At 55.1% G+C, this 26,150-nt stretch carries 18 protein-coding genes and 2 tRNA genes; 11 read left to right on the top strand and 9 right to left on the bottom strand.

The window, feature by feature from the left end; genetic code table 11:
• Window positions 1–241 precede the first annotated feature (241 nt).
• Window positions 242–733 (bottom strand): hypothetical protein, encoded by a 492-nt coding sequence (locus CAP48_RS15435; protein ID WP_369806366.1) that lies wholly within the window; start codon window positions 731–733, stop codon window positions 242–244.
• Window positions 734–1,444: 711 nt separating this feature from the next.
• Here CAP48_RS15435 and rpsO point away from each other — a divergent pair.
• The gene (gene rpsO, locus CAP48_RS15430) at window positions 1,445–1,714 is read left to right on the top strand and encodes a 30S ribosomal protein S15 (RefSeq protein WP_014751468.1); all 270 of its coding nucleotides are present in this window, start codon (window positions 1,445–1,447) and stop codon (window positions 1,712–1,714) included.
• A 160-nt stretch (window positions 1,715–1,874) separates the two neighbouring features.
• Complete coding sequence (pnp, locus tag CAP48_RS15425) at window positions 1,875–4,037, top strand: polyribonucleotide nucleotidyltransferase (protein WP_100698263.1); 2,163 nt, start codon at window positions 1,875–1,877, stop codon at window positions 4,035–4,037.
• Between the two features lie 300 nt (window positions 4,038–4,337).
• Here pnp and gdhA read toward each other — a convergent pair whose 3' ends face one another.
• The 3 genes from gdhA to CAP48_RS15410 all read right to left on the bottom strand — a co-directional run bounded on the left by gdhA (window position 4,338) and on the right by CAP48_RS15410 (window position 10,204).
• Entirely contained in the window at window positions 4,338–5,690 is a 1,353-nt protein-coding gene (gene gdhA, locus CAP48_RS15420) for an NADP-specific glutamate dehydrogenase (protein ID WP_100698261.1), read from the bottom strand.
• Window positions 5,691–6,061: 371 nt separating this feature from the next.
• A complete protein-coding gene (locus CAP48_RS15415) occupies window positions 6,062–6,469 on the bottom strand; it encodes a heme-binding protein (RefSeq protein ID WP_100698259.1) in 408 nt (135 codons plus the stop codon).
• A gap of 174 nt (window positions 6,470–6,643) precedes the next feature.
• The gene (locus CAP48_RS15410) at window positions 6,644–10,204 is read right to left on the bottom strand and encodes an indolepyruvate ferredoxin oxidoreductase family protein (RefSeq protein ID WP_100698681.1); all 3,561 of its coding nucleotides are present in this window, start codon (window positions 10,202–10,204) and stop codon (window positions 6,644–6,646) included.
• A 370-nt stretch (window positions 10,205–10,574) separates the two neighbouring features.
• Between CAP48_RS15410 and CAP48_RS20115 the strand changes: the two genes are divergently transcribed.
• Complete coding sequence (locus CAP48_RS20115) at window positions 10,575–10,787, top strand: hypothetical protein (protein WP_153045716.1); 213 nt, start codon at window positions 10,575–10,577, stop codon at window positions 10,785–10,787.
• 466 nt (window positions 10,788–11,253) lie between these two features.
• Here the strand turns inward: CAP48_RS20115 and CAP48_RS15400 are convergent.
• Window positions 11,254–11,329, bottom strand: a tRNA-His gene (locus CAP48_RS15400).
• 118 nt (window positions 11,330–11,447) lie between these two features.
• On the opposite strand from CAP48_RS15400, the gene CAP48_RS15395 reads away from it, so the two are divergent.
• The 4 genes from CAP48_RS15395 (at window position 11,448) to CAP48_RS15375 (ending at window position 17,032) form a co-directional block, all read left to right on the top strand.
• Window positions 11,448–12,902, top strand: a complete 1,455-nt coding sequence (locus tag CAP48_RS15395; protein ID WP_100698679.1) for a phospholipase D-like domain-containing protein — start codon at window positions 11,448–11,450, stop codon at window positions 12,900–12,902.
• A gap of 76 nt (window positions 12,903–12,978) precedes the next feature.
• Complete coding sequence (locus CAP48_RS15390; RefSeq protein WP_100698255.1) at window positions 12,979–14,970, top strand: BCCT family transporter; 1,992 nt, start codon at window positions 12,979–12,981, stop codon at window positions 14,968–14,970.
• A 444-nt stretch (window positions 14,971–15,414) separates the two neighbouring features.
• The gene (locus tag CAP48_RS15380) at window positions 15,415–16,575 is read left to right on the top strand and encodes an SMP-30/gluconolactonase/LRE family protein (protein ID WP_100698251.1); all 1,161 of its coding nucleotides are present in this window, start codon (window positions 15,415–15,417) and stop codon (window positions 16,573–16,575) included.
• Window positions 16,576–16,636: 61 nt separating this feature from the next.
• Complete coding sequence (locus tag CAP48_RS15375; protein WP_100698249.1) at window positions 16,637–17,032, top strand: VOC family protein; 396 nt, start codon at window positions 16,637–16,639, stop codon at window positions 17,030–17,032.
• A 175-nt stretch (window positions 17,033–17,207) separates the two neighbouring features.
• Here CAP48_RS15375 and CAP48_RS15370 read toward each other — a convergent pair.
• Window positions 17,208–17,284, bottom strand: a tRNA-Arg gene (locus tag CAP48_RS15370).
• Window positions 17,285–17,376: 92 nt separating this feature from the next.
• Here CAP48_RS15370 and CAP48_RS15365 point away from each other — a divergent pair.
• The 3 genes from CAP48_RS15365 (at window position 17,377) to bamC (ending at window position 20,259) form a co-directional block, all read left to right on the top strand.
• Entirely contained in the window at window positions 17,377–18,006 is a 630-nt protein-coding gene (locus CAP48_RS15365; RefSeq protein ID WP_100698247.1) for an L-threonylcarbamoyladenylate synthase, read from the top strand.
• Window positions 18,007–18,216: 210 nt separating this feature from the next.
• Window positions 18,217–19,122, top strand: coding sequence for a 4-hydroxy-tetrahydrodipicolinate synthase (gene dapA, locus CAP48_RS15360; RefSeq protein WP_100698245.1), 906 nt, complete (start codon window positions 18,217–18,219; stop codon window positions 19,120–19,122).
• A 15-nt stretch (window positions 19,123–19,137) separates the two neighbouring features.
• Entirely contained in the window at window positions 19,138–20,259 is a 1,122-nt protein-coding gene (gene bamC, locus CAP48_RS15355; RefSeq protein ID WP_100698243.1) for an outer membrane protein assembly factor BamC, read from the top strand.
• A gap of 178 nt (window positions 20,260–20,437) precedes the next feature.
• Here bamC and CAP48_RS15350 read toward each other — a convergent pair whose 3' ends face one another.
• The 3 genes from CAP48_RS15350 to CAP48_RS15340 all read right to left on the bottom strand — a co-directional run bounded on the left by CAP48_RS15350 (window position 20,438) and on the right by CAP48_RS15340 (window position 25,021).
• The gene (locus CAP48_RS15350; RefSeq protein ID WP_100698241.1) at window positions 20,438–21,625 is read right to left on the bottom strand and encodes a JmjC domain-containing protein; all 1,188 of its coding nucleotides are present in this window, start codon (window positions 21,623–21,625) and stop codon (window positions 20,438–20,440) included.
• A complete protein-coding gene (mutS, locus tag CAP48_RS15345) occupies window positions 21,622–24,255 on the bottom strand; it encodes a DNA mismatch repair protein MutS (RefSeq protein ID WP_242444516.1) in 2,634 nt (877 codons plus the stop codon). Before mutS ends, CAP48_RS15350 begins: the two co-directional genes overlap by 4 nt.
• A gap of 76 nt (window positions 24,256–24,331) precedes the next feature.
• Entirely contained in the window at window positions 24,332–25,021 is a 690-nt protein-coding gene (locus tag CAP48_RS15340) for a FadR/GntR family transcriptional regulator (protein ID WP_100698239.1), read from the bottom strand.
• Between the two features lie 157 nt (window positions 25,022–25,178).
• On the opposite strand from CAP48_RS15340, the gene CAP48_RS15335 reads away from it, so the two are divergent.
• The gene (locus CAP48_RS15335; RefSeq protein WP_100698237.1) at window positions 25,179–26,147 is read left to right on the top strand and encodes a tripartite tricarboxylate transporter substrate binding protein; all 969 of its coding nucleotides are present in this window, start codon (window positions 25,179–25,181) and stop codon (window positions 26,145–26,147) included.
• Window positions 26,148–26,150: the final 3 nt, after the last annotated feature.

Here is a 26,150-nt window from a genome sequence, read left to right as displayed (position 1 = left end):
CAGGCCAATAGCGCCAGGTCTGCTTCCACCTCGTCCCCTCATGGGCCAGTGCAAAAAAAAGTGAGCGATAAAGGGCAGATGGCTTCCAAGTCGTCGGCTCATGAACCGACGCAAGATAATCAGCGCGATAACGGGCAGGCCTCTTCACGCAGCGAGCCGCATATTGCGGACCCGCAAGACGCAGGCAAGCCCAAAGACTGGTTCAAAAAGGATTGATGTGGGGCCGGCCTTTCTGGCTGGCCTAAAATCCCATGAATTCAAATTCGTGTTCGTAGGCAGGATCAGGGCCAGGGTGGTGACGAGTGACCTGCTGACCATCGCGGCCCAGGTACACATACATCAGCGAGTTCCAGACATTGGCCTGTTTATAGCGATATTCCCAGACGACCTCGTTCTTGTCGCCCAACCCGACCCGACTGACCTTGGCCGGCGGACCGAACTCGCAGGTGACATCCTGTGGTGTCCAGACGCCCTTATCCAGCTTGCGAAAATTTGCATCGGTCAGAATGGGTTCCACCCGGTCTGCGATGCCCGCGCTATTGAATCGTGTGCCATAGGCGTACTGGCCGTTGGGCTGCTGGGTCCAGATAGCCCGGATGCCGCCATCGGGCATGGGGCAGGTGAAATTGGGCGTTCCCATGGTTTCCAGAACGACCTCTTTGGGCGCATTGGGCGGCACGTCCCGATAGGTGGCGCAGGCGCCCAGCGTGGCGCAAAGGCTGGCCAGAACCATCATTCTGATGGGTTTGCGTGTATGCTCAGACCCGGCGAAAGACGCCGCTGCAGGCAACCGATGCCGGTAAGTGGTGGTAAAAAAGCCCGCAAGTTGGGAAAAACAACGAATATTAGGCATATTTGGACTCGGATGGCTCAGGTTTACGTGTAATTTCGGGCCGAATCATATATAATTGTCGGTCTTGACTGAATGCCAGACGCATATCTTGCGTGGCGTTTCTGGAAAATCCATTGTAGCGTGTTAATCTGTAATAGAACAGTTGTGATGAAATGGCTGTGTGAAACGGCTGTGACAGACCCGTTGTAATCAGAACAGTTTTGATGGGGCCGGTTTTTTAATCGCACCCGTTCTGAGTGGATCGGTTTGATCGGATCGGTTTTAATCAGATTAGTTATGATGGAGCGGCTGTAATGCTGCGGCGAAGCTGGAACTGCTGTGGTGGTACAGTCTAGCACTTAAATTTCAGGGCGTGTCACCTATATTTCCACCAATATTTTAATTGTATTTCTGGAGACCGGTGGCCGGTTCGCAGTGCAACCAATAGCATTCGAAAGCCGATGGTTACAGGGCAGTTTACTGTTTGTGCCTGTGGCGATCGCGTTGTTTTTGCTGGTGGCACTTTGGTCGGGAAATTATCTGTTATTTTATTTTTAATACTCCACGGTAAAACGCCTCGGTTTTACCGCCAGTTCATGAGGCTTATTCGATATGTCAGTTGCTGATATCAAAAAATCTGAAATTGTTGCTCAATACGGTCGCGCTCAAGGCGATACAGGTTCCCCTGAAGTGCAGGTTGCATTGCTGACCGCCCGTATCAATGAATTAACCGGTCATTTCAAAGAACACATGAAAGACCACCACTCACGTCGTGGTTTGCTGCGCATGGTTAGCCGTCGCCGTAAACTGCTCGACTACCTTAAAGGTCGTAACCCTGACGCTTACCGCTCACTCATCGAAAAACTCGGTCTGCGTAAGTGATATTGGGTTTGCGCCCAACACAAAACCGTGCAGAGCGCCAGGCTGGCGCCTGGCACGGTTTTTTTTATTGTGCCGGAACGGGATCGGTACGCGTACACAGAATCGTGGTGTACGACTGAAAACGGCCCGACCTCTCTGGCTTTATTGTAAGGATTGAAAAATGTTTAACAAAGTGACCAAGTCGTTTCAGTATGGCGATCAGACTGTTGTACTGGAAACCGGCGAAATCGCCCGCCAGTCGTCAGGCGCCGTTGTGGTTTCAATGGGTGATTCCGTTGTGCTGGCCACCGTCGTGGCAGCGAAAAATGCCAAGCCCGGACAGGACTTTTTCCCTCTTACTGTTGACTATGTAGAAAAGACCTATTCTGCCGGCCGTATTCCCGGTGGATTCTTCAAGCGTGAAGGCAAGCCCTCTGAAAAAGAAACGCTGACATCGCGCCTGATCGATCGCCCGTTGCGTCCGCTATTTCCTGAAGGTTTCTATAACGAAGTACAGGTCATTATCCATGTGCTGTCGGTTGATCCTCAAATCGATCCCGATATCGCTGCACTGATCGGCAGTTCTGCGGCGCTGGCCGTCTCTGGTATTCCGTTCGACGGCCCAATTGGCGCAGCGCGCGTGGGATATATGAATGGCCAGTATTTGCTGAATCCGACACAAGATCAACTACTCGATTCAGAAATGAATCTGGTCGTTGCTGGTACTGAAAATGCCGTACTGATGGTCGAGTCCGAAGCCAAGCAATTGTCCGAGGAAATCATGCTGGGCGGCGTAGTATATGGCCATGAGCAAATGCAAGCGGCAATCAATGCGATTCATGACCTGGTGGCCGAGGCCGGCAAGCCTGAGTGGGATTGGCAGCCAGAGCCGAAAAACGAAGCGCTGATTGCTGCAGTGACAGCGGCAGCCGAGCCCGGCCTGAAAAGCGCCTATGAAATCCGTCAGAAACAGGAACGCACGACCAAATTGCGTGAAGTGACTGCTGCCGTTAAACAGACACTGGCAGAGCAGGCTGAGAAGGCTGGTCAGGAAGCGCCCGATAACGTGGCCATCGAAAATATTATTTTCGATCTGGAATCCAATATTGTGCGTGGCCAGATTCTGGCTGGTGAGCCTCGTATCGACGGTCGTGATACTCGTACCGTGCGTCCTATCTCTATTCGTCTGGGCGTATTGCCGCGTACACACGGCAGTGCGCTGTTTACCCGGGGCGAGACGCAGGCGCTGGTTGTCGCGACGCTGGGCACCAAGCAGGATGAACAGATTATTGATTCAGTCATGGGCGAACACCGTGATCGCTTCATGCTTCACTACAATATGCCTCCGTTTGCCACGGGCGAAACCGGTCGTTTCGGTGCGCCAAAACGCCGTGAGATCGGTCATGGCCGCCTTGCCAAGCGCGCGCTGATTTCAACGCTGCCTGCCCATGAAGACTTCCAGTACACGATTCGTGTCGTGTCTGAAATTACAGAATCCAATGGTTCCTCTTCTATGGCGTCGGTTTGTGGCGGATCACTGGCGATGATGGATGCTGGTGTACCTGTGAAAGATCACGTAGCAGGTGTGGCCATGGGCCTGATCAAGGACGGTGGCAAGTTCGCTGTGCTGACCGATATCCTGGGCGATGAAGATCATCTGGGCGATATGGATTTCAAAGTGGCCGGCACCAAAAACGGTATCACTGCTTTGCAAATGGATATCAAGATCCAGGGCATCACCAAGGAAATCATGCAGGTTGCACTGGCTCAGGCCCGTGAAGGCCGTATGCATATCCTGGGCAAAATGACCGATGCGCTGACTGGCTCACGCGAGGAACTGTCTACGTTCGCACCACGCATGCTGTCCATGAAAATCAATCCGGAAAAAATCCGTGATGTCATCGGCAAGGGCGGCGCCACGATTCGTGCGTTGACCGAAGAAACCGGTTGCCATATCGATATCAGCGACGAAGGTGTGGTCACCATTTCCAGCGCCGATCTGGACAAAGCCAAGGAAGCCGAGCGGCGTATTGCCGAGCTGACTGCTGTGGTTGAGGTGGGTCAGGTGTACGAAGGTACGGTGCAACGCCTGCTGGACTTTGGTGGTATCGTGCAGATTCTGCCAGGCCGCGACGGCTTGCTGCATATCTCTGAAATCGCCAACTACCGCATTGCCAATATCAATGACGTGTTGACTGTCGGGCAGAAAGTCAAGGTCAAGGTAATTGAAGCCGACGACCGTGGCCGTCTGCGTCTGTCAGCCAAAGCGCTGGGTGGCCTGGAGGGTGCGCAGGAAAATGCACCGGAACAAGCCAGCGAAGAGTCGGACAAGCCTGCCGAGTAACTGCAGCCCTCACACGTATTGCTTCCCTTGAAGCAATACTGCCTGCACGGCTGACCGTTGCGGGCATATGCCGCAGTTGGTAAAAAGCCTCGCGCTCAGATATTGAGTGCGAGGCTTTTTTGTATTGTTGCCGCGATTGCTGCTAGAAGATTGCCCGCCCGCAGGTCGCTGCGCAGATTAAAGATCGCAGCCAGCAGAACGTAGAATACAAATCGTAAATTACAGCTTGCAGCTTACAGATTACAGCGTGCCGCTGCCGATGGCGAATAAGAGCAATCTGGCAGCGCGCATTACGTTAAATCAGACGGCGCCCTGATCTATCATGGCGTCGGCGACTTTGCGAAAACCAGCAATATTGGCGCCAAGCGCCAGATTGCCCGGTTCATTGAATTCATCTGCTGTTTCAGACGCTGTGATGAAAATATTTTGCATGATCTTTTTCAGGCGCAGGTCGACCTCATCAAAGGTCCATTGGATCATGGCTGAATTCTGGGCCATTTCGAGCTGGCTGGTGGCCACGCCGCCGGCATTGGCTGCCTTGCCCGGCGCATAATGAATGCCTGCCTTGATAAATTCCTCGATGGCCTCCGGTGTGGAAGGCATATTGGCGCCTTCGGCGACCAGTTTGCAGCCATTGGCCAGCAGGGCGAGGGCATCAGCCTGGTTCAGTTCGTTCTGTGTCGCGCTGGGGAAGGCCAGATCACATGGCACTGACCAGACCTCATTGCGACCTGCTGCGTAATCGGTCACGGGCTTGAACACCGCATCGGGATGCGCTTCCAAATACTCTTGCAGCGGCGCCTGCTGGTGTTCCTTCAAGCGTTTCAGGGTTTCCAGGTTGATGCCGGTCTTGTGATAGATCATGCCACGCGAATCGCTGCAGCTTACCGGTCTTGCCCCCAACTGATACAATTTTTCGATGGTATAGATGGCAACGTTACCAGCGCCAGACACAGCGCACACCTTGCCGTCCATATGGTCACCCGCGTGTTGCAACATGTTCAGGGCAAAATAGACAGCCCCGTAACCCGTGGCTTCCGTGCGGACCAGCGAGCCGCCCCATGGAACGCGCTTGCCGGTAAGTACACCTTCGTAGCGACCCGTCAGGCGCTTGTACTGGCCGAAAAGATAGCCGATTTCACGTCCACCCACGCCGATATCGCCGGCGGGCACATCAATGGTAGGGCCAATATGGCGGTAAAGCTCAGACATAAAGGCCTGGCAAAAGCTCATGATTTCATTATCTGATTTGCCTTTGGGATCGAAATCGCTGCCGCCTTTGCCGCCGCCGATAGCCAGGCCGGTAAGCGAGTTTTTGAACGTTTGCTCAAAGCCAAGGAATTTGATGATGCTCGATGACACGCTGGGATGAAAACGCAACCCGCCTTTGTAAGGACCGATGGCGGAGTTAAATTCAACTCTATAACCCTTATTGACATTGATTTTGCCCTTGTCGTCTACCCAGGTTACCCGAAACATAATCTGACGCTCCGGCTCAACGATGCGCTCAATAATGTTCTGATCCAGATAGTGTTTTTCTTTGTCGAACAAAGGGGACAGCGATTCCAGCACTTCGCGGACTGCCTGATAGAACTCCGATTGCGATGGGCTGGATTTGGCCAGACGGGCCAGCGTCGTATCAATATATGTCATATGAATTGAATTTAATGAGCAGGTTAAGGGTTTCAGGGGGCAAACGCATTCGCGCCGGAGTCACTTCAACGCAAAGAAAGTTGCGTGAAAAAGAGCCGGAAGCACAATGAATGTTATGCGAGGGGTAAATATCATACCGCTATATTGTGTGCAGTGCAGCGAAAAATGCACGATATAGGTGATTGCCCTGATTTATTCAGACCCATTTTGAGGTTGCTGAATAACAATATTGACTGGATTTACGTGCGTTTGCGTACGCATGTGCACCCATTCGATCGTTGCCGATCCCACTAAAAACGGGCCGCTGCGATTTGCGGCGGCGCGCCGCCCGGCATGGAGCCGGCGCTGCGGCTGGCTCCAATACTTGTTACTCAGGCAGCAATTGCCGCAATGCCGGCTTTTGCGATTTCCGCATCCTGGCTTGCCTGAACGCCCGATACGCCGACCGCGCCAATGGTTTGGCCGTCAACAATAACGGGTACGCCACCTTCAAGCATGCCTTCAATGGCTGGCGCAGACAAAAAGGACACCCGACCATTATTGATCATATCTTCATAGCCTTTGGTTTCGCGTTGACTCAATGCGGCAGTATGCGCCTTGGCCGGCGCGATATGGGCCGATATCGGAGCTGCGCCGTCAAGGCGTTTGAGTCCCAGTAAATGGCCGCCATCGTCGGTAACGGCGATCGTCACGGCCCAGTTGTTTTGCGTCGCATGTGCGGCTGCCGCATCAAGGATTTTTTGTACGTCTTGCTGATCGAGTACGGACTTGGTTTTCATAAGGGCTCCGAAAAAGAGTTATCAAACCCACCATTATAGTGACGAACGGCGCCGGCTTTGTAACTTCTGACGATAAAGCGGTGTGCATCAAAGTTTCGAATCCTTTGGTCCGCAGCCGGGCGCAATGTGTGCTGCCTTATCGGCGCGTCACAACATTGAGGCCCTGGGGCGGTGTTATGCGGCCTTGCTTAGTACTGCGCGGCGATACATCTGCAGCAGTTGGGTCCGGCGAATGGCGGCTTTTTCCATATTGGCTTCCTTGATATGGCCGTAACCGCGTATGTCGTCTGGCAGGACAGCCAACTGAACCGCCGCATCGTAATTGGTCTCGTTCAGGCTGTGATTGAACTCGTCCAGTAAATCGAAATAATTCTCGACCAGGGCACGCTCGGCGCGCCGTTCTGCAGTACGGCCAAACGGGTCAAGTGCGGTGCCGCGCAAGGACTTCAGACGCGCCAGAACGACGAAGGCTTTCAGCACCCAGGGGCCGTATTTCTTCTTGATCAAGTGGCCTTTTTTATCTTTTTTGCTGAACGCGGGCGGCGCTAAATGCACATGCAGGGCATAGTCGCGTCCCGGTTCTCCTTCAAATTGTTCGCGCAGTTTGTCAAAGTATGCCGGGTCGGTGTACAGGCGTGCCACTTCATATTCATCCTTGTAGCTCATCAGTTTGGCCAGATTGCGTGCCACTGCCTGGGTGAGGATATCGTTGCGAATCCCCAGCTTTCTTTCCGTGTCGCGGATACGCGCGACAGCCTGCGTAAAGCGCTGTGCGTAGCGGTTGTTTTGATATCTGGTCAAGTGTTGTTCAAGGCGCTTGACCAGGGACTCGGTGCTCTCGGGCATGCTGATCAGATTCTCATGGCGTGCCGTACGTTTGCCACCTGCAAGCGGCACAGACTGCAGGCCATGATGCGCCAGATAACGGCCCCACTCAAAGGCGGACAGATTCTTGTCTACCGCAACGCCATTGAGCTCAATGGCGCGCGCCAGGCTTTCGTGGTGCAGGGGGATCCATCCTTTTTGCCAGGCATAACCCATCATCAACGGATTGGCAAAAATCGCATCCCCCAACAAGGCGACCGCGTAGCCATTGGCATCGAGGAAGTCACATTTTTCGTTGCCCAGCAGATCCAGCATGTCGGCTTCAGTAATGGCAGAAGGGAACTGCCATTTGGGATTCTGGAAAACTTCCGCTGTCGGCACCTTGGCGCTGTTGATGGCTGCAACCGTGATGCCCTTGCGGGTTTTTGAGGTGATTTCACGGGACGCGGCGACAATGGCGTCGCAGCCGATTATCAGGTCGGCTTCGCCCATGCCGATGCGGGTCGAATGCAGGTCTGCCGGCTGGTTGCCGATTTGTACATGGCTGACGACAGCGCCGCCTTTTTGTGCCAGTCCCGTGATATCCAGGACATTGACGCCTTTGCCTTCCAGGTGTGCCGCCATGCCCAGCAGGGCGCCGATGGTCACCACGCCGGTTCCGCCCACGCCCGGTACCAGAATGTTGTAGGAGCGCTCGATCGCCGGCATGGCAGGGGCAGCAATATCGGTTTCTATTTTTTCAAAAGACAGCGTGGCCGTTTGCGGCTTGCGCACCTTGGCGCCTTCGGCGGTGACAAAACTGGGGCAGAAGCCATTAAGACATGAATAATCTTTGTTGCACGAAGACTGGTTGATGCGACGCTTGCTGCCCATGGGTGTATCAACCGGTTCCACGGAAAGACAGTTGGATTTGACCCCACAATCGCCGCAGCCTTCGCAGACCGCTTCGTTAATAAAGACGCGACGGTCGGGGTCGGGATACGCATTGCGTTTGCGACGCCGGCGTTTCTCGGTCGCGCAGGTCTGGTCATAAATCAGGATGGTCGTGCCTTCGGTATCACGCAGCTCCAATTGAACATCATCAAGCGAATCGCGGTGATACACGGTGGGGTCGCCGGTCAGGCGCACGCCTTTATACTTTTCCGGTTCATCGGTGACTATGACGATGCGACTGGCGCCTTCGGCGTGCAGCTGATCGTTGATCTGGGGGACCGTCAGGGTGCCGTCCACCGGCTGTCCGCCGGTCATGGCAACGGCATCGTTGTACAAAATCTTGTAGGTGATATTGACTTTGGCGGCAATGGATGCGCGAACAGCCAGGATGCCCGAGTGAAAATAGGTTCCGTCACCCAGATTGGCAAAAATATGCTTGGTGGTTGTAAAGTCTTTCTGGCCGATCCAGGGCACGCCTTCTCCGCCCATCTGCGTAAAGGTGTCGGTGCTGCGATCCATCCAGATAGTCATGTAATGGCAGCCGATACCTGCAACAGCGCGCGAGCCTTCGGGAACCCGTGTTGACGTATTATGCGGACAGCCCGAACAAAACCAGGGCTTGCGATCCTGCACGACGACAGGGCGCTTGGCATCCTGCTCCTTGGCGTGAATAATGGCAATGCGTGCCTGAATGCGGGCGCGTACTTCGTCCGGCAGGGCATGTTTCTCCAGGCGCTTGGCAATGGCCTTGGCAATAATGGCAGGGGACAGTTCGTAATTGGCCGGCAGCAGCCATTTGCCGCGCGGCACAGACCATTCGCCGCCGCCATCGTCGCGTGCGTCAAATTTTCCGTAGACATCGGGCCTCACGTCGTCGCGCCAGTTATACAGTTCTTCCTTCAGGGCGTATTCCATGATCTGGCGTTTTTCTTCAACGACCAGAATCTCATCCAGCCCTTCGGCAAAGTGCCGGGCGCCCTGGGCTTCCAGCGGCCAGACGCAGCCCACTTTATACAGCCGGATACCGATATCGGCACAGGTGGCTTCATCCAGCCCCAGGTCTGTCAGCGCCTGGCGCACATCCAGATAGGCTTTGCCGGCAGTCATGATGCCAAACCGGGCCTTGGGCGAATCAAAAATGATTTTGTCCAGCTTGTTGGCGCGCACGTAGGCCAGCGCTGCGTAGAATTTGTAATTATTCAGTCGGGCTTCCTGATCCAGCGGGGGATCGGGCCAGCGAATGGACAGCCCACCGTCGGGCATCTCAAAATCGGTGGGGGTAATGGTCTGGACGCGATCCGGATCCAGTTCGACCGACGAGCTCGATTCAATGACGTCGGTAACACATTTCATGGCGACCCACAGGCCGGAATAGCGGCTCATGGCCCAGCCATGCACGCCGAAGTCCAGATATTCCTGCACATTGCTGGGGTACAGAACGGGAATGCCGGCCGATTGCAAGTTATGCTCGGACTGGTAGGCAACGGTGGATGATTTGGCCGCATGGTCATCGCCCGCCAGCAGCAGCACGCCGCCAAACTGGCTGGAGCCGGCCGAGTTGGCATGTTTGAATACATCCATGGAGCGGTCCAGGCCGGGTCCCTTGCCATACCACATGGCAAAGACGCCCTGTTTGGTCGCGCCAGGAAACAGATTGACTTGTTGTGAACCCCAAACTGCGGTGGCGCCAAGCTCTTCGTTGACGCCGGGCTGGAAAGAGATTTCATGTTCGGCGAGGTATTTTTTTGCCTTCCACAGACTCAAGTCCAAATTGCCCAGGGGCGAGCCGCGGTACCCGGATATGAAACCGCCGGTGTCCAGTCCGGCGCGCCGGTCCCGGTCTTTCTGCAGCATGGGCAGACGCACCAGCGCCTGGGTGCCACTCATATAGACGCGACCTCTTTCAAGGCTATATTTGTCGTCAATGGTGGTATTGTTCAGGGCATCCTGTGCCACTTTAGGTAGGGGGGCATTCATTGTGTTGTCTCCGATATGAATCATATGCATGGGTACGCATGGTTCCGGGGGTGTGGCTGGCAAGTATCTTGTGGATCTTGTGCCCGTACCCGAAATGTCCACCACCCTTTCGGCTGGCGCTATATCGTCATCGTGCCAGTCAGGCTGGCGCAACGTTTTTGCTTTCCTGATTGCAGTTCCTCACTATGCTGCAATCGTGGTAAAACCGCTGTCAGGCTGGCAATGAAGTTAATGGCGCATTAACGAATTGACGTTAACGTAAACTTAAGCGATTTCCTGAAAAAAGGAAATAAAAACAGCATGAATCAGGGTATGCCCTAGAGTGATGTTAGTCGCTAGCGCAACAAAGCGCAAGAATCGAGGAAAAAGAGTGAAAGGTGTTTTTGAAAGGCTGGGGCAGTGTCTCTCTGGCATGGCGGCCAGGCCGCTGTCGACGGCCTTCGTGCTGACTATCGTGTTGTGGTTCTGGCTGCATAACTTTCTGGTGGCCGCCATGGCGGGGCTGCTGCTGGCCTTTTTCATGTCGGCACTGGTATCAGTATGGAAATTGAACCGCAAATCGGATGAGCAGCCAGAAGAGTAAGGACTTAAACTCTTCAGGAGTCTAAGGAAACGACCGATAAGAAAGGCGTCCCTGTGGTGTTGTCGTCGAAGGCGTGCAACACCAGCGAGACAGTCAGGTCTGGCTCCGGCACGGGCAGCGTCCACCGTGCCAGTATTGCCCGATAGCGTATGGTTAAGAAATTTTGAGAATGACCGGCCGAGGGGCTTGGCCCGATGCGGTTGGGATGGAGTGATGAATCGAGTTTGGTGAATACCCATCCCCGGTTTATGGGGTAGAGCCGCTGAATGCGACCCCGCCATAAAGCCAGAGCTCGCAGAACCAGCAGGGAATAAATAAATTTGACGAATGCGATCCCGCGATTACGGGTTAGCGTCATTCAGTGCTAATGCTAAGAGAGTTTGCTAAGAGAGTTTGGTGAATGCCATGACCCGATTACTGGGTAGAGCATGTTGTGATAGGGTATTATTGTTTTTGTTGAAATTACTGGGGTGACTGATGGGGCTCGAACCCACGACAACCGGAATCACAATCCGGGACTCTACCAACTGAGCTACAGTCACCATCCGAGTAAGCGTCAGAGTATAACAAGTATGTATTCAACGTACAAGGAAAAACGGGTGCAACACACTATTTTGTTGTCTTTTTAGTGGTTTTGAAGGTAAGCGGATGTCTTTTGTGATGTCTTCCCTGTGGAAATTTCTGGTTGAATATCAAACCCATCTGATTTTCGCAGTAAGCGTAGGGCTGAGCGTTTCGGCCGCCGTGCATATTGCGCTGACCAAGCGGGACGTGCGTGCCGCCATCGCCTGGGTCGGGGTCGTTATTTTTTCTCCGTTTCTGGGGCCGGTACTGTATTTTGTTATGGGTATTAACCGGATCCGACAGACCCGTATCAAGTCCCACCGTGACAGGCTGCTCAAGGAGGGCGCCGACCATGGCAGTGTCACGGTCAGCGACCTCACCCGCTATGCGGCAGCGCAATGCCTGTCCTTGAAAAGGGCCAGCGACACGGTCACCCGTTTTCCTCTATGCGGCGGCAACGAAATCATCCCGCTCAATGGTGGGGACCAGGCTTATCCGGCCATGCTTGCTGCCATTGACTCGGCAACAGATTCGGTATTGCTGCAAACTTATATTTTCGATAACGATATTGTCGGGCACCGCTTTTCCGACAGTCTTATTGCCGCCTTTGAGCGTGGCGTGCGCGTGCGGGTACTGATCGACTCGATTGGCGTGCGCTATTCCCATCCCACTATTGTGCATCGACTAAGAGAGAAGGGCGTGACGGTGGCGCTTTTCGAAACCAATGCAGTCACCTGGCGCATGCCCTACGCCAACATGCGCTGCCACCGCAAAATCCTGGTTGTTGATGGCGCCAGCGGATTTGCGGGCGGTATGAATATCCGGGAAGAATTCCTGACAGAAATCGGACACGACCAAACTGCTCGCGACATCCACTTTCGCATGCGAGGTCCGATCGTGGCCCAGTTGCTTGTGGTGTTCTGCCATGACTGGCTTTTTTCCACGGGCGAACAACTCAAATTGGGCGACTGGGTTGCTGCAGAATCGGCGTTCATGCCGGCTGATATGGCCGCACGCTGCGTGCCGTCCGGACCCGACCGCGAAATTGAAAGCACCCATAAGCTGCTGCTGGCCGCTTGCGCGGTGGCACAAAAGCATATTCGCATCCAGTCGCCCTATTTTCTGCCTGATCAGGTGCTGATCGGCGCCTTGACTACGGCAGCCCGGCGCGGCGTGCGGGTCGATATCGTGATTCCTGGCAAGAATAATCTACGCCTGATCCAGTACGCCATGATGGCGCAGATCGATCAGGTCATTGAGACAGGCTGCCGGGTGTGGAAAGGTTCGGGCAATTTTGACCACTCCAAGCTGATGACCGTGGACGATAGCTGGTCGCTTATTGGCTCATCCAACTGGGATTCGCGCAGCTTGCGGCTCAATTTTGAAATTGATATCGAAGTGTATGACCGTCGGCTGGCAGGGTGGATTAACGATGCCATCGACAATGAAATCGTGCATGCACAGCGCGTCACTTTTGAGTCATTACGCAAGCAGGGGTTGCTGGCAACGCTCAGGAACAAACTGATCTGGCTGGCTTCGCCGTACTTGTAGGATCGGGGACGTTGCCGAGCAGTGCCGCCGTTGAATGTTACACTCTTGTGCAGCACACGTACAAAGGAGCAAAAAAATGGGGATCCGATTCAATAGTACGATACATCCCAGAGTATTCTGGGGGTCAACAATTATCGTGGTTCTGTTTCTATTGGTCGGAATTTTGTTTCCGGCCGATGCCGAGGCAATTTTCGGCAAACTGCAAAGCGTCATCATAGAAAGTTTTGGCTGGTTCTATATTCTGGCAGTGGCCATGTTCTTTTTTGCGGTTGCCTATCTGGCGCTAAGCCGCTACGGCAACCTCAAACTGGGTCCGGATGACTCCGATCCCGATTATCCCTACTTTACCTGGATGGCCATGCTGTTTGCCGCGGGCATGGGCATTGGGCTGATGTTCTTTGCCGTTGCCGAGCCCATGCAGCATTTTTCCGCGCCGCCGTCAGGCTCGGTGCAAGGCGCTGCCGCCGCGCGTGAAGCCCAGGTTATCACCTTTTTTCATTGGGGACTGCATGCCTGGTCGGTCTATGCCGTGGTCGGTTTATCTCTGGCCTATTTTTGCTTTCGGTACAACCTGCCGCTGACAGTCCGTTCCGGACTGTACCCCTTGCTGGGCAAGCGCATTAACGGCTGGATGGGCGATACCGTGGATATCTTTGCCGTGTGCGGCACGCTTTTTGGCATTGCGACGTCCATGGGTTTTGGCGTATTGCAAATCAGTTCAGGCCTGGGGCATTTGATGGGGACGCCGCAAGAGCCGTGGTTCCAGATTGTCCTGATTGTGGTAGTGACGGCCATGGCGACGCTGTCGGTGGTCAGCGGGCTGGATGTGGGCATCAGAAGATTGTCGGAGTTCAACCTTATTGTTGCGGTCATTCTGATGGTGTTTGTTCTGGTTGTCGGACCGACCAGCTTTCTGATGAATGCTTTTGTGCAGAATGTCGGTGCTTATTTGGACAATTTTTTTGCCCGTTCATTTACCACCCAGGCATTTCGCGCCCAGGACTGGATGAAGTCCTGGACGCTGTTTTATTGGGCCTGGTGGATTTCATGGTCGCCTTTTGTTGGCATGTTTATTGCCCGCATCTCTCGCGGCCGCACGGTGCGTGAGTTCGTCCTTGGTGTGCTGCTGGTGCCCAGCACATTTACGTTTCTGTGGATGACAGTCTTTGGCAATACCGCCATTTTTCTTGATATGGGCGTAGCAGCAGGGCAGTTGTCGCAGGAAGTGGCTGCCGATGTCTCTGTCGCGTTGTTTCAGTTTTTTGAATACCTTCCCTGGCCCGGCCTGACCTCGACACTGGCAGTGATTCTGGTTGCCGTATTCTTCGTTACATCCGCAGATTCGGGCTCGCTGGTGATCGACACGCTGGCGGCGGGCGGCAAAGAAGATGCGCCGGTCTGGCAGCGAATTTACTGGTGCGCGCTGTCCGGTACAACCGCGGCCCTGCTGCTCCTGGCCGGCGGGCTTACAGCCCTGCAAACGGTGACGCTGGCCAGCGCGCTGCCGTTTGCCGTGATCATGATACTGCTGGTGTTCGGTTTGCTCAAGGGCATGAAAGCCGATATGCATCGACAGGATCGGCGACGTATCTATTCCGCACCAGCGCCGGGCTCCGAAGTATCCTGGCGCAAGCGTCTGTCTGCGATCATGCATACGCCAAGAAAAGAGGATGCCGAGCGGTTTATTGCGCAGGTGGCTGCGCCGGCCGTGCACGAGGTTGCCGAAGAACTGAAAAAGCGCGGCCTTGATGTCGAAGTCGCAACGGCAGACGAATCGGTCAGGCTTACCGTGGTTGCTCAGGACAGACGCAATTTTGTCTACGGCGTGCAGCCTGAAGCCAGAAAAATGGCGGCGTTTACGGCTGCTGCCGCACGCAATGAAACTGTGCATCCCCATGAATGGCAGGCCCGCACAGTGTTTGCCGATGGTAGTCGCGGCTATGACATTCTCGGATTGAGCTCGGCCCAGGTTATCAACGATATTCTTGCGCAGTTCGAACGTTATCAAATGCTGGTTACGTCAACGAACACCGCGCTTTATGCAGGTTCGCCCGATCCGGTCATCTAGGTTCGCTGCAGGCCCACATCGGGTTCTGCATCGGTTCCGGCATTGACCAGAAAGACAAGCCCGTACCCGTGAAAGGGGACGGCTTGTTCCGCTTGAATATTGGCTTGCCCTAAGAGAATAGGCTTTTTAGAGAAGCGCTTTTCGGGGTAGCATTTTTGAGGGGGCGCTTTTTGTTTTTTTGAATACAGCGATTGCTTCGGCGCAAGGGCAGGGCGCGTGCCGTGAGTCTTTGTTTTTCGCAGCAAGCCTTTATGGACAATGCCGTGCTGTTGGCCCCGTTGGCACTTGGCACAGCCTGACAGGCTAACGCATCGTATGCTTTGAGTAGTAACCAAGAGCGCGGCCTCTTCAATTTCCAATAGACAAAAAACGCAGAGGAATGTCAGGGCCCGCGCCCGAGTCGTGCAGTGATAAGTGACAACCACAAGCAAAGGAGAAGCATAAATGAGACATGCGCAACAGGAAACGTTCGCAGGACCGGCTGACAATGCAACGATTCGCGGCCCGGCATCAAGCGCAGGAATCAATCGGCGGGGCTTTCTTGCTGCCGCCACGGCGACAGCGGCCACGGTGCTGACACCGGCCGTTGCCGCAAAGCCGGCAATGGCACGGGATTTTGGCGCGCACACCGAACCGGTGCGTTATCCGGATCCCGATATCGTCGTACTGGACAAGCGGTTTAAATATAAGCTGGGAAATGCGGCCATCACGCGTTTGCATACCGGCATGCAATGGGCCGAAGGCCCCGCCTGGAATGCCGTTGGCCGCTATCTGGTATGGAGCGATATCCCCAACAATGAACAACTGCGTTGGTCCGAAGAGGACGGGCATGTCGGCCGTCGCTTTCGCTCGCCTTCAGGCAATTCGAACGGCAACACCTTTGACTTTCAGGGCAGGCAGCTGGCCTGCGAACATGATACCCGGCGCGTTGTACGTTATGAACACAACGGGCAGGTGACGGTGCTTGCCGACAGTTTCGAGAATAAAGGTTTGAATGCGCCTAACGATATCGTGGTGCATCCGAATGACGGTTCGATCTGGTTTACCGATCCGGGGTATGGCGCGCTGATGGAATATGAAGGCAACCGACACCCGGACAGCACCGATTCGGTCAGCCCCATTCAGAAGGAAGCGGTCTATCGGATTGACGCGCAAACCGGCGCCATCACCAAAGTGGCCGACCAGCCGTTCAAGCCCAATGGACTGTGCTTCAGCCAAGACTATCGCAGGCTTTATGTTACCGATACGGGAAACTCACACTATCCCTCGGCAAAGAATCAGATATGGGTATTTGACATAGACGGTGCCAAGCTGACGAACCCGCGTACGTTTGTGACCATGGAGTTCGAAGGCAAGTCCGGTTCAGCGGACGGGATTCGCTGTGATGAGGACGGCAATATCTGGTCGAGCGCGGGTTGGGGAGGTGACGGTTATGATGGTGTGCATATTTTTGCGCCAGATGGCGTGCGCATCGGACAAATCCGGCTGCCCGAAATCTGCTCCAACGTATGTTTTGGGGGAGCCAAGCGCAATCGACTTTTCATGACGGCCAGTCAGTCGCTTTATGCCGTATACGTAGAGACGCGCGGCGCCCATATTACCTGAGCGGCCAGCGGCTGCGATTGCAGGCCAGCGCATCCGTGCATCCTGATTACCGGAGAGTGAAATGATCAGCTATACCATGGTAGGAACCAACAACCTGGCGCAATCAGTCCGTTTTTATGAACCCCTGTTTGCTCAGATGGGAATGGAACAGTGCTACAGGGATGACAACTGTGTTTCCTGGGGAAAAAAGTCGGATCCGGGCGTGCCCCGGTTTTTCACCGGATATCCCTTTGACGGAGACAAGGCCAGTGTCGGCAATGGCGCCATGACGGCGTTTGAGCTGGAAGACTCGGACATGATAGACCGGCTTTATGCGATTGCCTTGCGTGAAGGCGGCAGCAGCGAAGGAGAACCCGGCTTTCGTCCCCGTTACGGCAACCGCTTTTATGCGGCCTATGTGCGGGACCCTGACAATAACAAAATTGCTTTTGTGGGGCGGTTTGCGCCAGTCCCATAGCGCAGAATAAGGGCGTGAAAAAAGAGATGCCTTAAGTTTTCTATAAAATAGAAGCCATGCCCGCATTCTAAGTGGGTCTTGCTGTTGGGCGGCACTTCCAGCACCGCCACACCACAAGCAGGACTATTGCTGGTGGGCACGATCTCATCATCTTTGCCAACAAAAGACAGTATAGTGGTGCCTCCGGCGGGACTTGAACCCACAACCACCCGCTTAGAAGGCGGGTGCTCTATCCAGTTGAGCTACGGAGACAACCAGCCCGTGATTCTAACCCGAACCTGCACCACGTGTCACTCAATTCGCTACAATAGGTGCATCGCCAGCCACGGAGTGAAACAATACCTATGTCCATACTTTTCGATGTACACCCGGTCAATCCGCAGCCACGCTTGCTCAAACAGGCAGCGCAACTGCTGGATAATGGCCGGCTAATGGCCATTCCCACTGACTCCAGCTACGCGCTGGTCGCCCGTCTTGACGACAAGGCGGCGGCTGATGCATTGCGCCGTTTGCGCGGTCTGGATGAGCGCCATCACCTGACGCTGCTGGTGCGCGATCTGGCGGAAATCGCCAAGTTCGCCAAAGTGGATAACGCCCAGTACCGTTTGCTGAAAAACGCCACGCCCGGCCCGTGGACGTTTATTCTGGAGGCCACCAAGGACGTGCCACGCCGGGTTTCGCATCCTTCCAGGAAAACCATCGGTGTTCGTGTCCCGGATCATCCTGTCACCCTGTTGCTTATCGAAGAGCTGGGTAGACCCTTGCTGTCAACATCGCTGATCCCGGAGGGAGAGGATATGCCGCTTAATGACCCGCACGAGATTACCGATCGTTACGGGCATGCGCTGGCCGGTGTGATTTCCAGTGGTCCTTGCCCGACCCAGCCGACCACGGTCATAGACCTGACCACGGCAACCCCCACGATTGTGCGGCGGGGATTGGCAGACCCGGCAACCATCGGCCTGGGCGACTAACTTTTCATGACTTTTTATGCGAGCGACGCGCCGCGGCAGCGGGTAAACAAGCCCGGCCATATCTGTCAGTCCATGCCGGGCCGATGTCGACTGTAACGTGTTTTACGGGATTGTCATTAAATTTTCTATTAATTTTTTCCATTTCAATTAAACTACCGAATTAGCTATATGCTAGGCATTTAATATCAACCTTTTCTGGACGTTTCTATCATGGCGGTCGACAGTTCTTCGTATCCTGTATTCACCGGCAGCTTTCCTGCCCTCGTGACTCCAATGCAACCCAATGGGGATATAGATTACGATGCATACAAGAAGCTGATCGACTGGCATATCCAGCAAGGGTCTGACGGTCTGGTCGTTGTGGGTACATCGGGCGAATCTCCCACCGTAGATGTGGATGAACATACTGACTTAATTCGCGTTGCGGTGGAGCATACGGCTGGACGCATTCCCGTGATTGCGGGGGTAGGGGCCAACTCAACCGCAGAAGCCATTCACCTGACCAAAAAGGCCAGGGAAGTGGGCGCCGATGCGGGCCTGTCTGTCGTACCCTATTACAACAAGCCGACCCAGGAAGGGCTGTTTCGCCATTTTGAGGCCATTGCCCGCGAAAGCGACCTGCCGATCATGCTGTACAATGTGCCGGGCCGCACAGTGGCAGATCTGTCCAATGATACGGTTTTGCGGCTGGCAGAGGTACAGGGAATCATCGGTATCAAGGATGCTACGGCAGATATTGCACGCCTGGGTCTGCTGTTTCGGGACAAACCCGAGTACTTCCAGGTTTTTAGCGGCGATGATCCCACTGCCGCAGCGCTGATGCTGTTGGGCGGTAACGGGAATGTCTCGGTTACGGCTAATATTGCTCCCGCGCTTATGCATGAACTTTGTGTAGCAGCACGGGCCGGAGATGTCCCGCGCACTCGAGAACTCAATATGAAACTGGCACATATCAATAAAGTGCTGTTTCTGGAAGCCAATCCCATTCCGGTCAAATGGGCGCTTGTGCAAATGGGCCTGATCCAGGCCGGATATCGGCTCCCAATGTGTGATCTGGGCGCCCAGCATCACGAAACTGTTCTGACCGCCCTGAAAGACCTCGGGCTGGTCAAATAATATAGGATTGAGAATATGCGTATGAATGCACGCTTTCTTGCAGTATCTGGTTTACTGTCACTTACCCTGCTGGCAGGATGTAATGTCATGGACGAAGTCATGGGTGAGACCGAACAGGTTGACTACAAGAGTACCGTAAGGGGTGACCCGTTAAGCCTGCCGCCAGATCTGTCTGCATCCCAGATCAAGCCGTCATACAAGGCGCCGGGTGGTTATGCATCGGCTAACGAATATAACAAGGCCGTGGCCGAGGCCAACCGCAATGCTGCATCCGGCGCCTCTGTCCTGCCTGAGACGCCCGGACTGCAAATCCAGAGTTCGGGCACGAATCGTTGGCTGGAAGTCAGCCAGGAAGCAGGCCGCGTTTATCCGAAAGTGATTGACTTCTGGGTCGATTCGGGCTTTACGATCAATCGTGATAACCCCCAAGCCGGGCTAATCGAGACCGACTGGGCCGAAAACCGCGCAAAAATTCCGGGCAATCTGCTCAACCGTGCGCTGGGCGCCATTATCAATATGGTTGAAGACAGCGGCGAGCGTGAACGCTTCCGTACCCGTCTGGAACGCTCCAATGGCAAAACACTCGTGTTCATCAACCACGAACGCCTGGTTGAAACCCCAATGGACCGGGATAGCACAACGTTCAAATGGCTGCCTGCCAAGGAAGATCCGGGCTTAAATGCAGCCATGCTGTCGCGCCTGATGGTATTTTTGGGCGCCACCAAGGAGCAAGCTGAGCAGCAGGTTCGTCAAAGCGCGGCTGCCGCAACGGCGCCTACCCACCCAGTGGTGATGGATGATGTGGCTGCATTGCCCCTGCAAGTGGGCCACAACCAGGCCTATACCCAGGTGGGCACGGCAATCAACTCTGCCGGTTTTACGGTCGATAACAGTGATCCGCAAGCCGGAACCTATACTGTGCGCTACCTGGACACCGACACCGGCGAGAAGCGCCAGGCGTCCAACTTTATCAGCCGCTTGTGGGGCGACAAAGGCAATCTGACACCCCTGCCTTACACCATCGTGGTCACCTCCGAAGGCAATCAGTCTGTCGTCACCGTGCGCAACGAACAGGGCCAGGCCGACAACAGCGCCACGGCGCGTCGCATCCTGACGGTACTGGGCGAAAGAATGTAATCAGGCCGTTGTTTCGCAAGAACGGTCAAGGACGCCTGGCACCTCATTGAACAGCACCTGCAAAAGTTGGACTAAGAAACCAACTTTTGCAGGTGCTGTTTTTTTTGGCAAGGCACACATTCCGGGGATTTTTGTTTAGGAGCGTCGCTATGCTCCGGCCATTGCCGGGGGTCTTTCGTTATATCGCGACCATCCAGCCGTCGTCCAACCATTCCTGCAGTAACGTCAGCGTATCTGCACTGGCTTTTTTCAGATCGGCAGTGCTCAAAACGCGGACATCGGCCAGTTTTTTGAATGTGGCATTGGTTTTGGTCTCCAGCGCTTCGCCGTTGATGAACAAATCGGCGCCGCGGTACATCATGCGGCTGCGGCGGTCCAGCGCAAGGCTGCCCTGGCGTTCCAGTACGTCATCGATATCGATCATGTCCTGGCTAATCGGAAAGACCGTAAGCGAATTGGGTTCGGTCAGCCAGCATCCCAGGAAACGCGTTGCCATGCGTTCGTCGAACGCAATTTTCTGAACGGCGGCCAGGGCACTGTGGACCAGTTCATCGGGCAGCGCCGCCGGCTGTGTCGTGGCGGGTAGGCCCTTATCCCGAAACATGCCGGATAAATCCGGTCCGGGCAGCGTCGGTGTGGAGTAGGGACCAAAGCCCAGGCCGCTGCGTGCGCTCAATTGATCGGCTGCCACCTCCAGCAGCCCGCGCGCCAGTACAGCCAGAGGGGGCGCGCGAAAACCGATAGACACGGTAATACACTCATCGGACAGGGAAATGCCGTCATGCGCAATATGCGGTGGCAAATAAAGCATATCGCCCGGTTCCAGCACGAACTCTTCTTCGGGCTCAAAATGCTGCAGTATTTTGCAGGGGATATCCGGTACCAGCGACAGGTCTTTCTGTCGGCTGATGCGCCAGCGGCGCTGCCCTTTTCCTTGCAGCAGAAAAACATCATAACTGTCAAAGTGCGGGCCGACACCGCCATGGCGGGAGGCCAGGCTGATCATGATATCGTCCAGCCGCGCATCCGGAACAAACCGAAATTGCTGCATCAGGGCTGCAGTCGTGTCATCATGCAAATCCACGCTTTGCACCAGCAGGGACCAATTGGGTTCGGCGATTTTTGGAAAGCGGGCGAACGGGCCGCTCTCCATATTCCACTCGTCATTTTCCTGCCAGATCAGGCGCGCTTCGACATCATCCCGCTTTGCCAGTTTCTTCAGTCCGGCCGCAGGCACGGGGCTGGTGAAATTGGCGATGGCCTGCCTGATCAACAGTGGCTTTTTCTGCCAGTAAGTGCGCATAAATTCAGTGGGGCTGCGACCGCCGAGCAATGCCAGGGGTGCGTCAATATCAATCGGTGTCATGATTCTGCGCCAAAGCGGTTGTGTAGTTTGTAAAGGGCGTCCAGCGCTTCGCGCGGACTCATATTGTCGGGATCCAGCTCGTGCAGTGCTTCGCGAAAGGCTGTCAGCTCAAGCGCATTGTCGCTTTGCTCGTCATCGGCTTCATGCGTTGCTGTAAAAAGATTGAGCTGGGAAATATCGCCCGATTGGCTTTCCAGGCGCTCCAGTTCGCGTTTTGCCTGCCGGATAACGGCCACAGGCAGGCCGGCGCGCTGCGCGACCTGAATCCCATAGCTGCGACTGGCCGGTCCTTGCTGTACTTCATGCAGAAATACAATGCCGCTGGTCGCTTCGGTGGCGGCAAGGTGTACATTGATCGCAGAAGGATTCAGGTCCGGCAGCCGGGTGATTTCAAAATAATGGGTGGCAAATAAGGTGAGGGCATGGTTATGATCCAGCAGCCGGCAGGCGATTGCCCAGGCCAGCGACAAGCCATCGTAGGTGGACGTACCGCGGCCGATTTCATCCATCAGCACCAGGCTGTTGGGCGTACTGGCGGCCAGAATGGTGGCCGCTTCGGTCATCTCCATCATGAAGGTGGATTGACCGCCGGCCAGGTCATCGGCTGCGCCAATACGGGTGAAAATGCGATCAATCACACCGATTGTGGCAGCCTTGGCCGGCACAAAACTGCCCATGCGCGCCAGCAATACGATCAGTGCGGTCTGTCGCATATAGGTGGATTTACCGCCCATATTGGGGCCGGTAATCAGCAGCATGCGCCTGTCGTGATCCATCAGGCAGCTGTTGGGTGTGAACTGTTCAATTGTGTGCTCGACCACCGGATGGCGCCCGGCTTCGATATCGATTACGGGTTGTTCAGCCAGTTTGGGAGCGACCCAGGCGTTATCCCGGGCATGGCCGGCCAGTGCCAGATAAACGTCCAGCTCCGCAACGGCCTGGGCGCAACGCTGCAGCGGTTTTACCCAATCCTGCATGGTATCGAGCAACTGCTCGTAAAGCCATTTTTCTCGTGAAAGCGCCCGGTCGCGCGCTGACAGCACCTTGTCTTCAAATCCCTTGAGCTCTGGCGTAATATAGCGCTCAACGTTCTTGAGCGTCTGGCGGCGCCGGTAATCGTCCGGAACCTTGTCGACCTGGCCCCTGGACACTTCAATGAAAAATCCGTGAACCCGGTTAAATTCGACTCGCAGATTGGCAATGCCACTGCGTTCCCGTTCCCTGGCTTCCAGCTCAACAAGAAAAGCGCCGCTGTCGCTGGCCAGCGTGCGCAACTCGTCCAGTTCCGCATCAAAACCTTGTGCAATCACGCCACCATCGCGGATCATGGCCGCCGGTTCGACGGCAATGGCGGACTGCAGGCTCACGTGCAAATGAGCATCAAGCGCCAATTCACTATTGAGCACCTCAAGTCGTTCGGCGTTGGCATGCTGGTCGCGCAAAACTGCTTGCAACCGGGGAAGGCGCGCCAGGGCATCGCGCAGGCTGGACAGTTCGCGGGGACGCACCGAGCGCAAGGCGATGCGCGTTGCGATGCGCTCCAGATCAGGAAACGTATTGAGTTCTGTGCGCAGGTTGTCCAGCGCAATATGCGGATGCACCGAGGCGTCGGGCCTGCCGGTCAGCATGGCCGTCACGGCGGTCTGGCGCGCCTGGATTTGACGATTGGAACGCAGCGGGTGGTGCAGCCAATGGCGCAGCTTGCGACTGCCCATTGGGGTCTCGCAATGGTCCAGCAAGGAGAACAGCGTGGGGCGGCTCTCGCCACTGATGGTCTCGGTAATTTCCAAGTTCTTGCGCGTGACCGGATCCAGTACAAGATAATCGAGAGCATGATCCACCATAATGTGCTGCACATGCGAGAGCGATTGCGTTTGCGTGCGCTCGACATAGCGCAGCAACGCACCGGCGGCACAAATGGCGGCAGGCATATCGGTCATGCCAAAACTGGCCAGCGAATCAATGTGAAAGTGCTGGCACAGGTGCGAGTCTGCATCATTCAGATCATAGTGCCAGTCGGCGGTGTGGCTGATGGAACCGGCAAATTTTGTTTCCAGCGTGAAGGAATCGGCGTGGACGATTTCTGCGGGCGCGATACGATGAATTTCGGATTCCAGGGCGTCCCTGTCGCACTGAGTCACCCTGAACTGGCCACTGGCCAGGTTCAGCCACGCCAGGCCGTATTTCGGGGCTCTGCCTTTTGGCGGCAGAAAGACCGACAGCAGCGGGCGATCCACCTTGGATGGCAACAGAGTCTCATCTGTCAGCGTACCGGGCGTGACGATTCGTACGATTTTTCGTTCAACCGGGCCTTTACTGGTTGCCGGATCGCCAATCTGCTCGCAGATGGCTACCGACTCGCCCAGCGCGACTAGACGTGCCAAGTAGGTCTCCATGGCATGCACTGGCACGCCAGCCATGGGAATGGGCTGGCCATTGGAGTTGCCGCGCTTGGTCAGTGTCAGGTTTAGCAGCCTTGCTGCTTTTTCGGCATCGTCATAGAAGAGTTCATAGAAATCTCCCATGCGATAGAGCAACAACACGGATCCGGCCTCAAGCTTGAGGCGCAGATACTGCTGCATCATGGGAGTGTGGCCGGACGTTGCAATTTTACTGGGGTCTGCAGGCATGGGTGGTGAGTTGCTATACGGTTCTGTCGTTCAATCATCTATTTTACGATCTTCCCGCCTTCGATTGGGCGACAAGTCACTTGCCTATCCGCATTACCGCTCTGTCGATCAGCGCTAACACGGCCTTTTCGGCCGCTTCGGGCGTGCTGGACTCAATGGCGTCGAGTAATGCTTTGTGCAGTCTGAGTGCTTTCGGATCGGGTCCCCATTGGTCGCTGGAGGCACGAAAGCTCATGTTCCAGACGGCAGACAGTGCCAATTCCAGTTGCCGGAAAAACACATTGCCGCTTGCATGCACGACCGCGCCATGGAAGGTCAAGTCGGCCTGAATATAGGCAGGCTGATCGGAGGCAGCCGACATCGCCAGGTATGAATTTTGCAATGCGTCGATATCGGCCGGGCAGGCCCGAATGGCTGCCAGACGGGCCGCCTGAGGCTCAATCGCTTGCCGCAGTTCCATCAAGTCGGCAATCAGTTTTTTGTCCGGCGGCAGTCGCCCATACCACTCCAGTACCGACGGATCGAAAAGATTCCATTTACAGCGCGGCAGCACGTGTGTCCCCGTACGTGGCCGGATGGACACCAGACCTTTGGCGGCCAGGCTTTTCATGGCTTCCCTGATAATCAGGCGGCTGGCGCCATAGGTATCTGCCAGTTCGGGTTCGGTGGGCAACTGAACGCCTTCGGCAAATTGCCCCGCAACAATTCTGCTGCCGAGAACGTCGACAATCTGCTGGTGAAAGTTTCGTAAGGGGGAGGAAGACATGGCGACAAGTATACCCGTAACAGAGAGCACGGCGTCAGCGGCTGCGCTTGACTTTAATCATATAATGATTATATTATTAATATAAGCATAAAGAGATAAACGCCAAGAGATAAACGCAAAATAGCGGATAACCCAAAAAATTATAGGGAGACATTGCATGAAAAAACCGATAGGCGCATTCATCCTGCTGCTGGCCGCGGCGATATTTGGCCCCGGCACTGCCGGCGCACAATCATTTCCGTCCAAGCCGATCAGGATGATTGTGCCGGTGCCGCCGGGTGGCTCCGGAGACTTGGTGTCGCGCCTGGTCGCCAGCGCTGCAGCCAAGCATCTGCAGCAGCCAATCGTGATAGATAATCGCCCCGGGGCCACCGGCAACATTGGAACCGTCGCGGCGATCAATTCGCCGGCAGACGGTTACACCATTTTTTTATGCAGCATTGGTAACTGCTCGGTCAATTCCAGCCTATATGCCAATCCGGGCTTCGATTTATTCAAAGATATAGCGCCTGTGATTTTGCTCGGATCGTCCATCAACGCATTCGTGACCGGACCAAATACTGATATCGATAGCGTGAATACGCTGATTGAAAAAGCCAAAGCGGGCGATATCAGCTATGGTTCCTCAGGCGTCGGGGCGTCCAATCATCTGGCTGGCGAGCTACTCAAGAAAATGGCAAATATCGCTTTGCTTCACGTTCCCTACAAGGGGTCGGGCCCGGCGATCACCGATTTGATTGGCGGCCAGATAGACGTTTTTTTTGACAACGAACCGTCAATCCTGCCTTTTATCCAATCTGGAAAAGTCAATGCGCTGGCCGTGACGGGGCACAGTCGCACCGCCAATCTGCCCGATGTTCCAACGATGGAAGAATTAGGATATGACGGGTTTGTCATCGAGCCATGGTTTGCCGTCGGTGCGCCGGCAGGCACGCCTGATGCCGTCATTGAACGATTGAATACCGCTTTCAATGAGGCTCTGAAAGATCCGGATGTGGTCAGCAAACTGAGCCAGTCGGGCATTCGGCCTATTGGCGGGGCCGCCTCTGTGCTTGCCGGACACATCAGGACAGAGCATGACAGGTGGGCCGAATTGATTCGGACCCAGGGCATTTCTACAGAGTAAAAA

Origin of the sequence: Advenella sp. S44, from assembly GCF_002810445.1 — a bacterium.
In the GTDB taxonomy this organism is placed as follows: Bacteria; Pseudomonadota; Gammaproteobacteria; order Burkholderiales; family Burkholderiaceae_B; genus Advenella.
The sequence above is the reverse complement of the archived record's forward strand: the minus strand, read 5'-3'. Positions and strand labels throughout refer to the sequence as shown.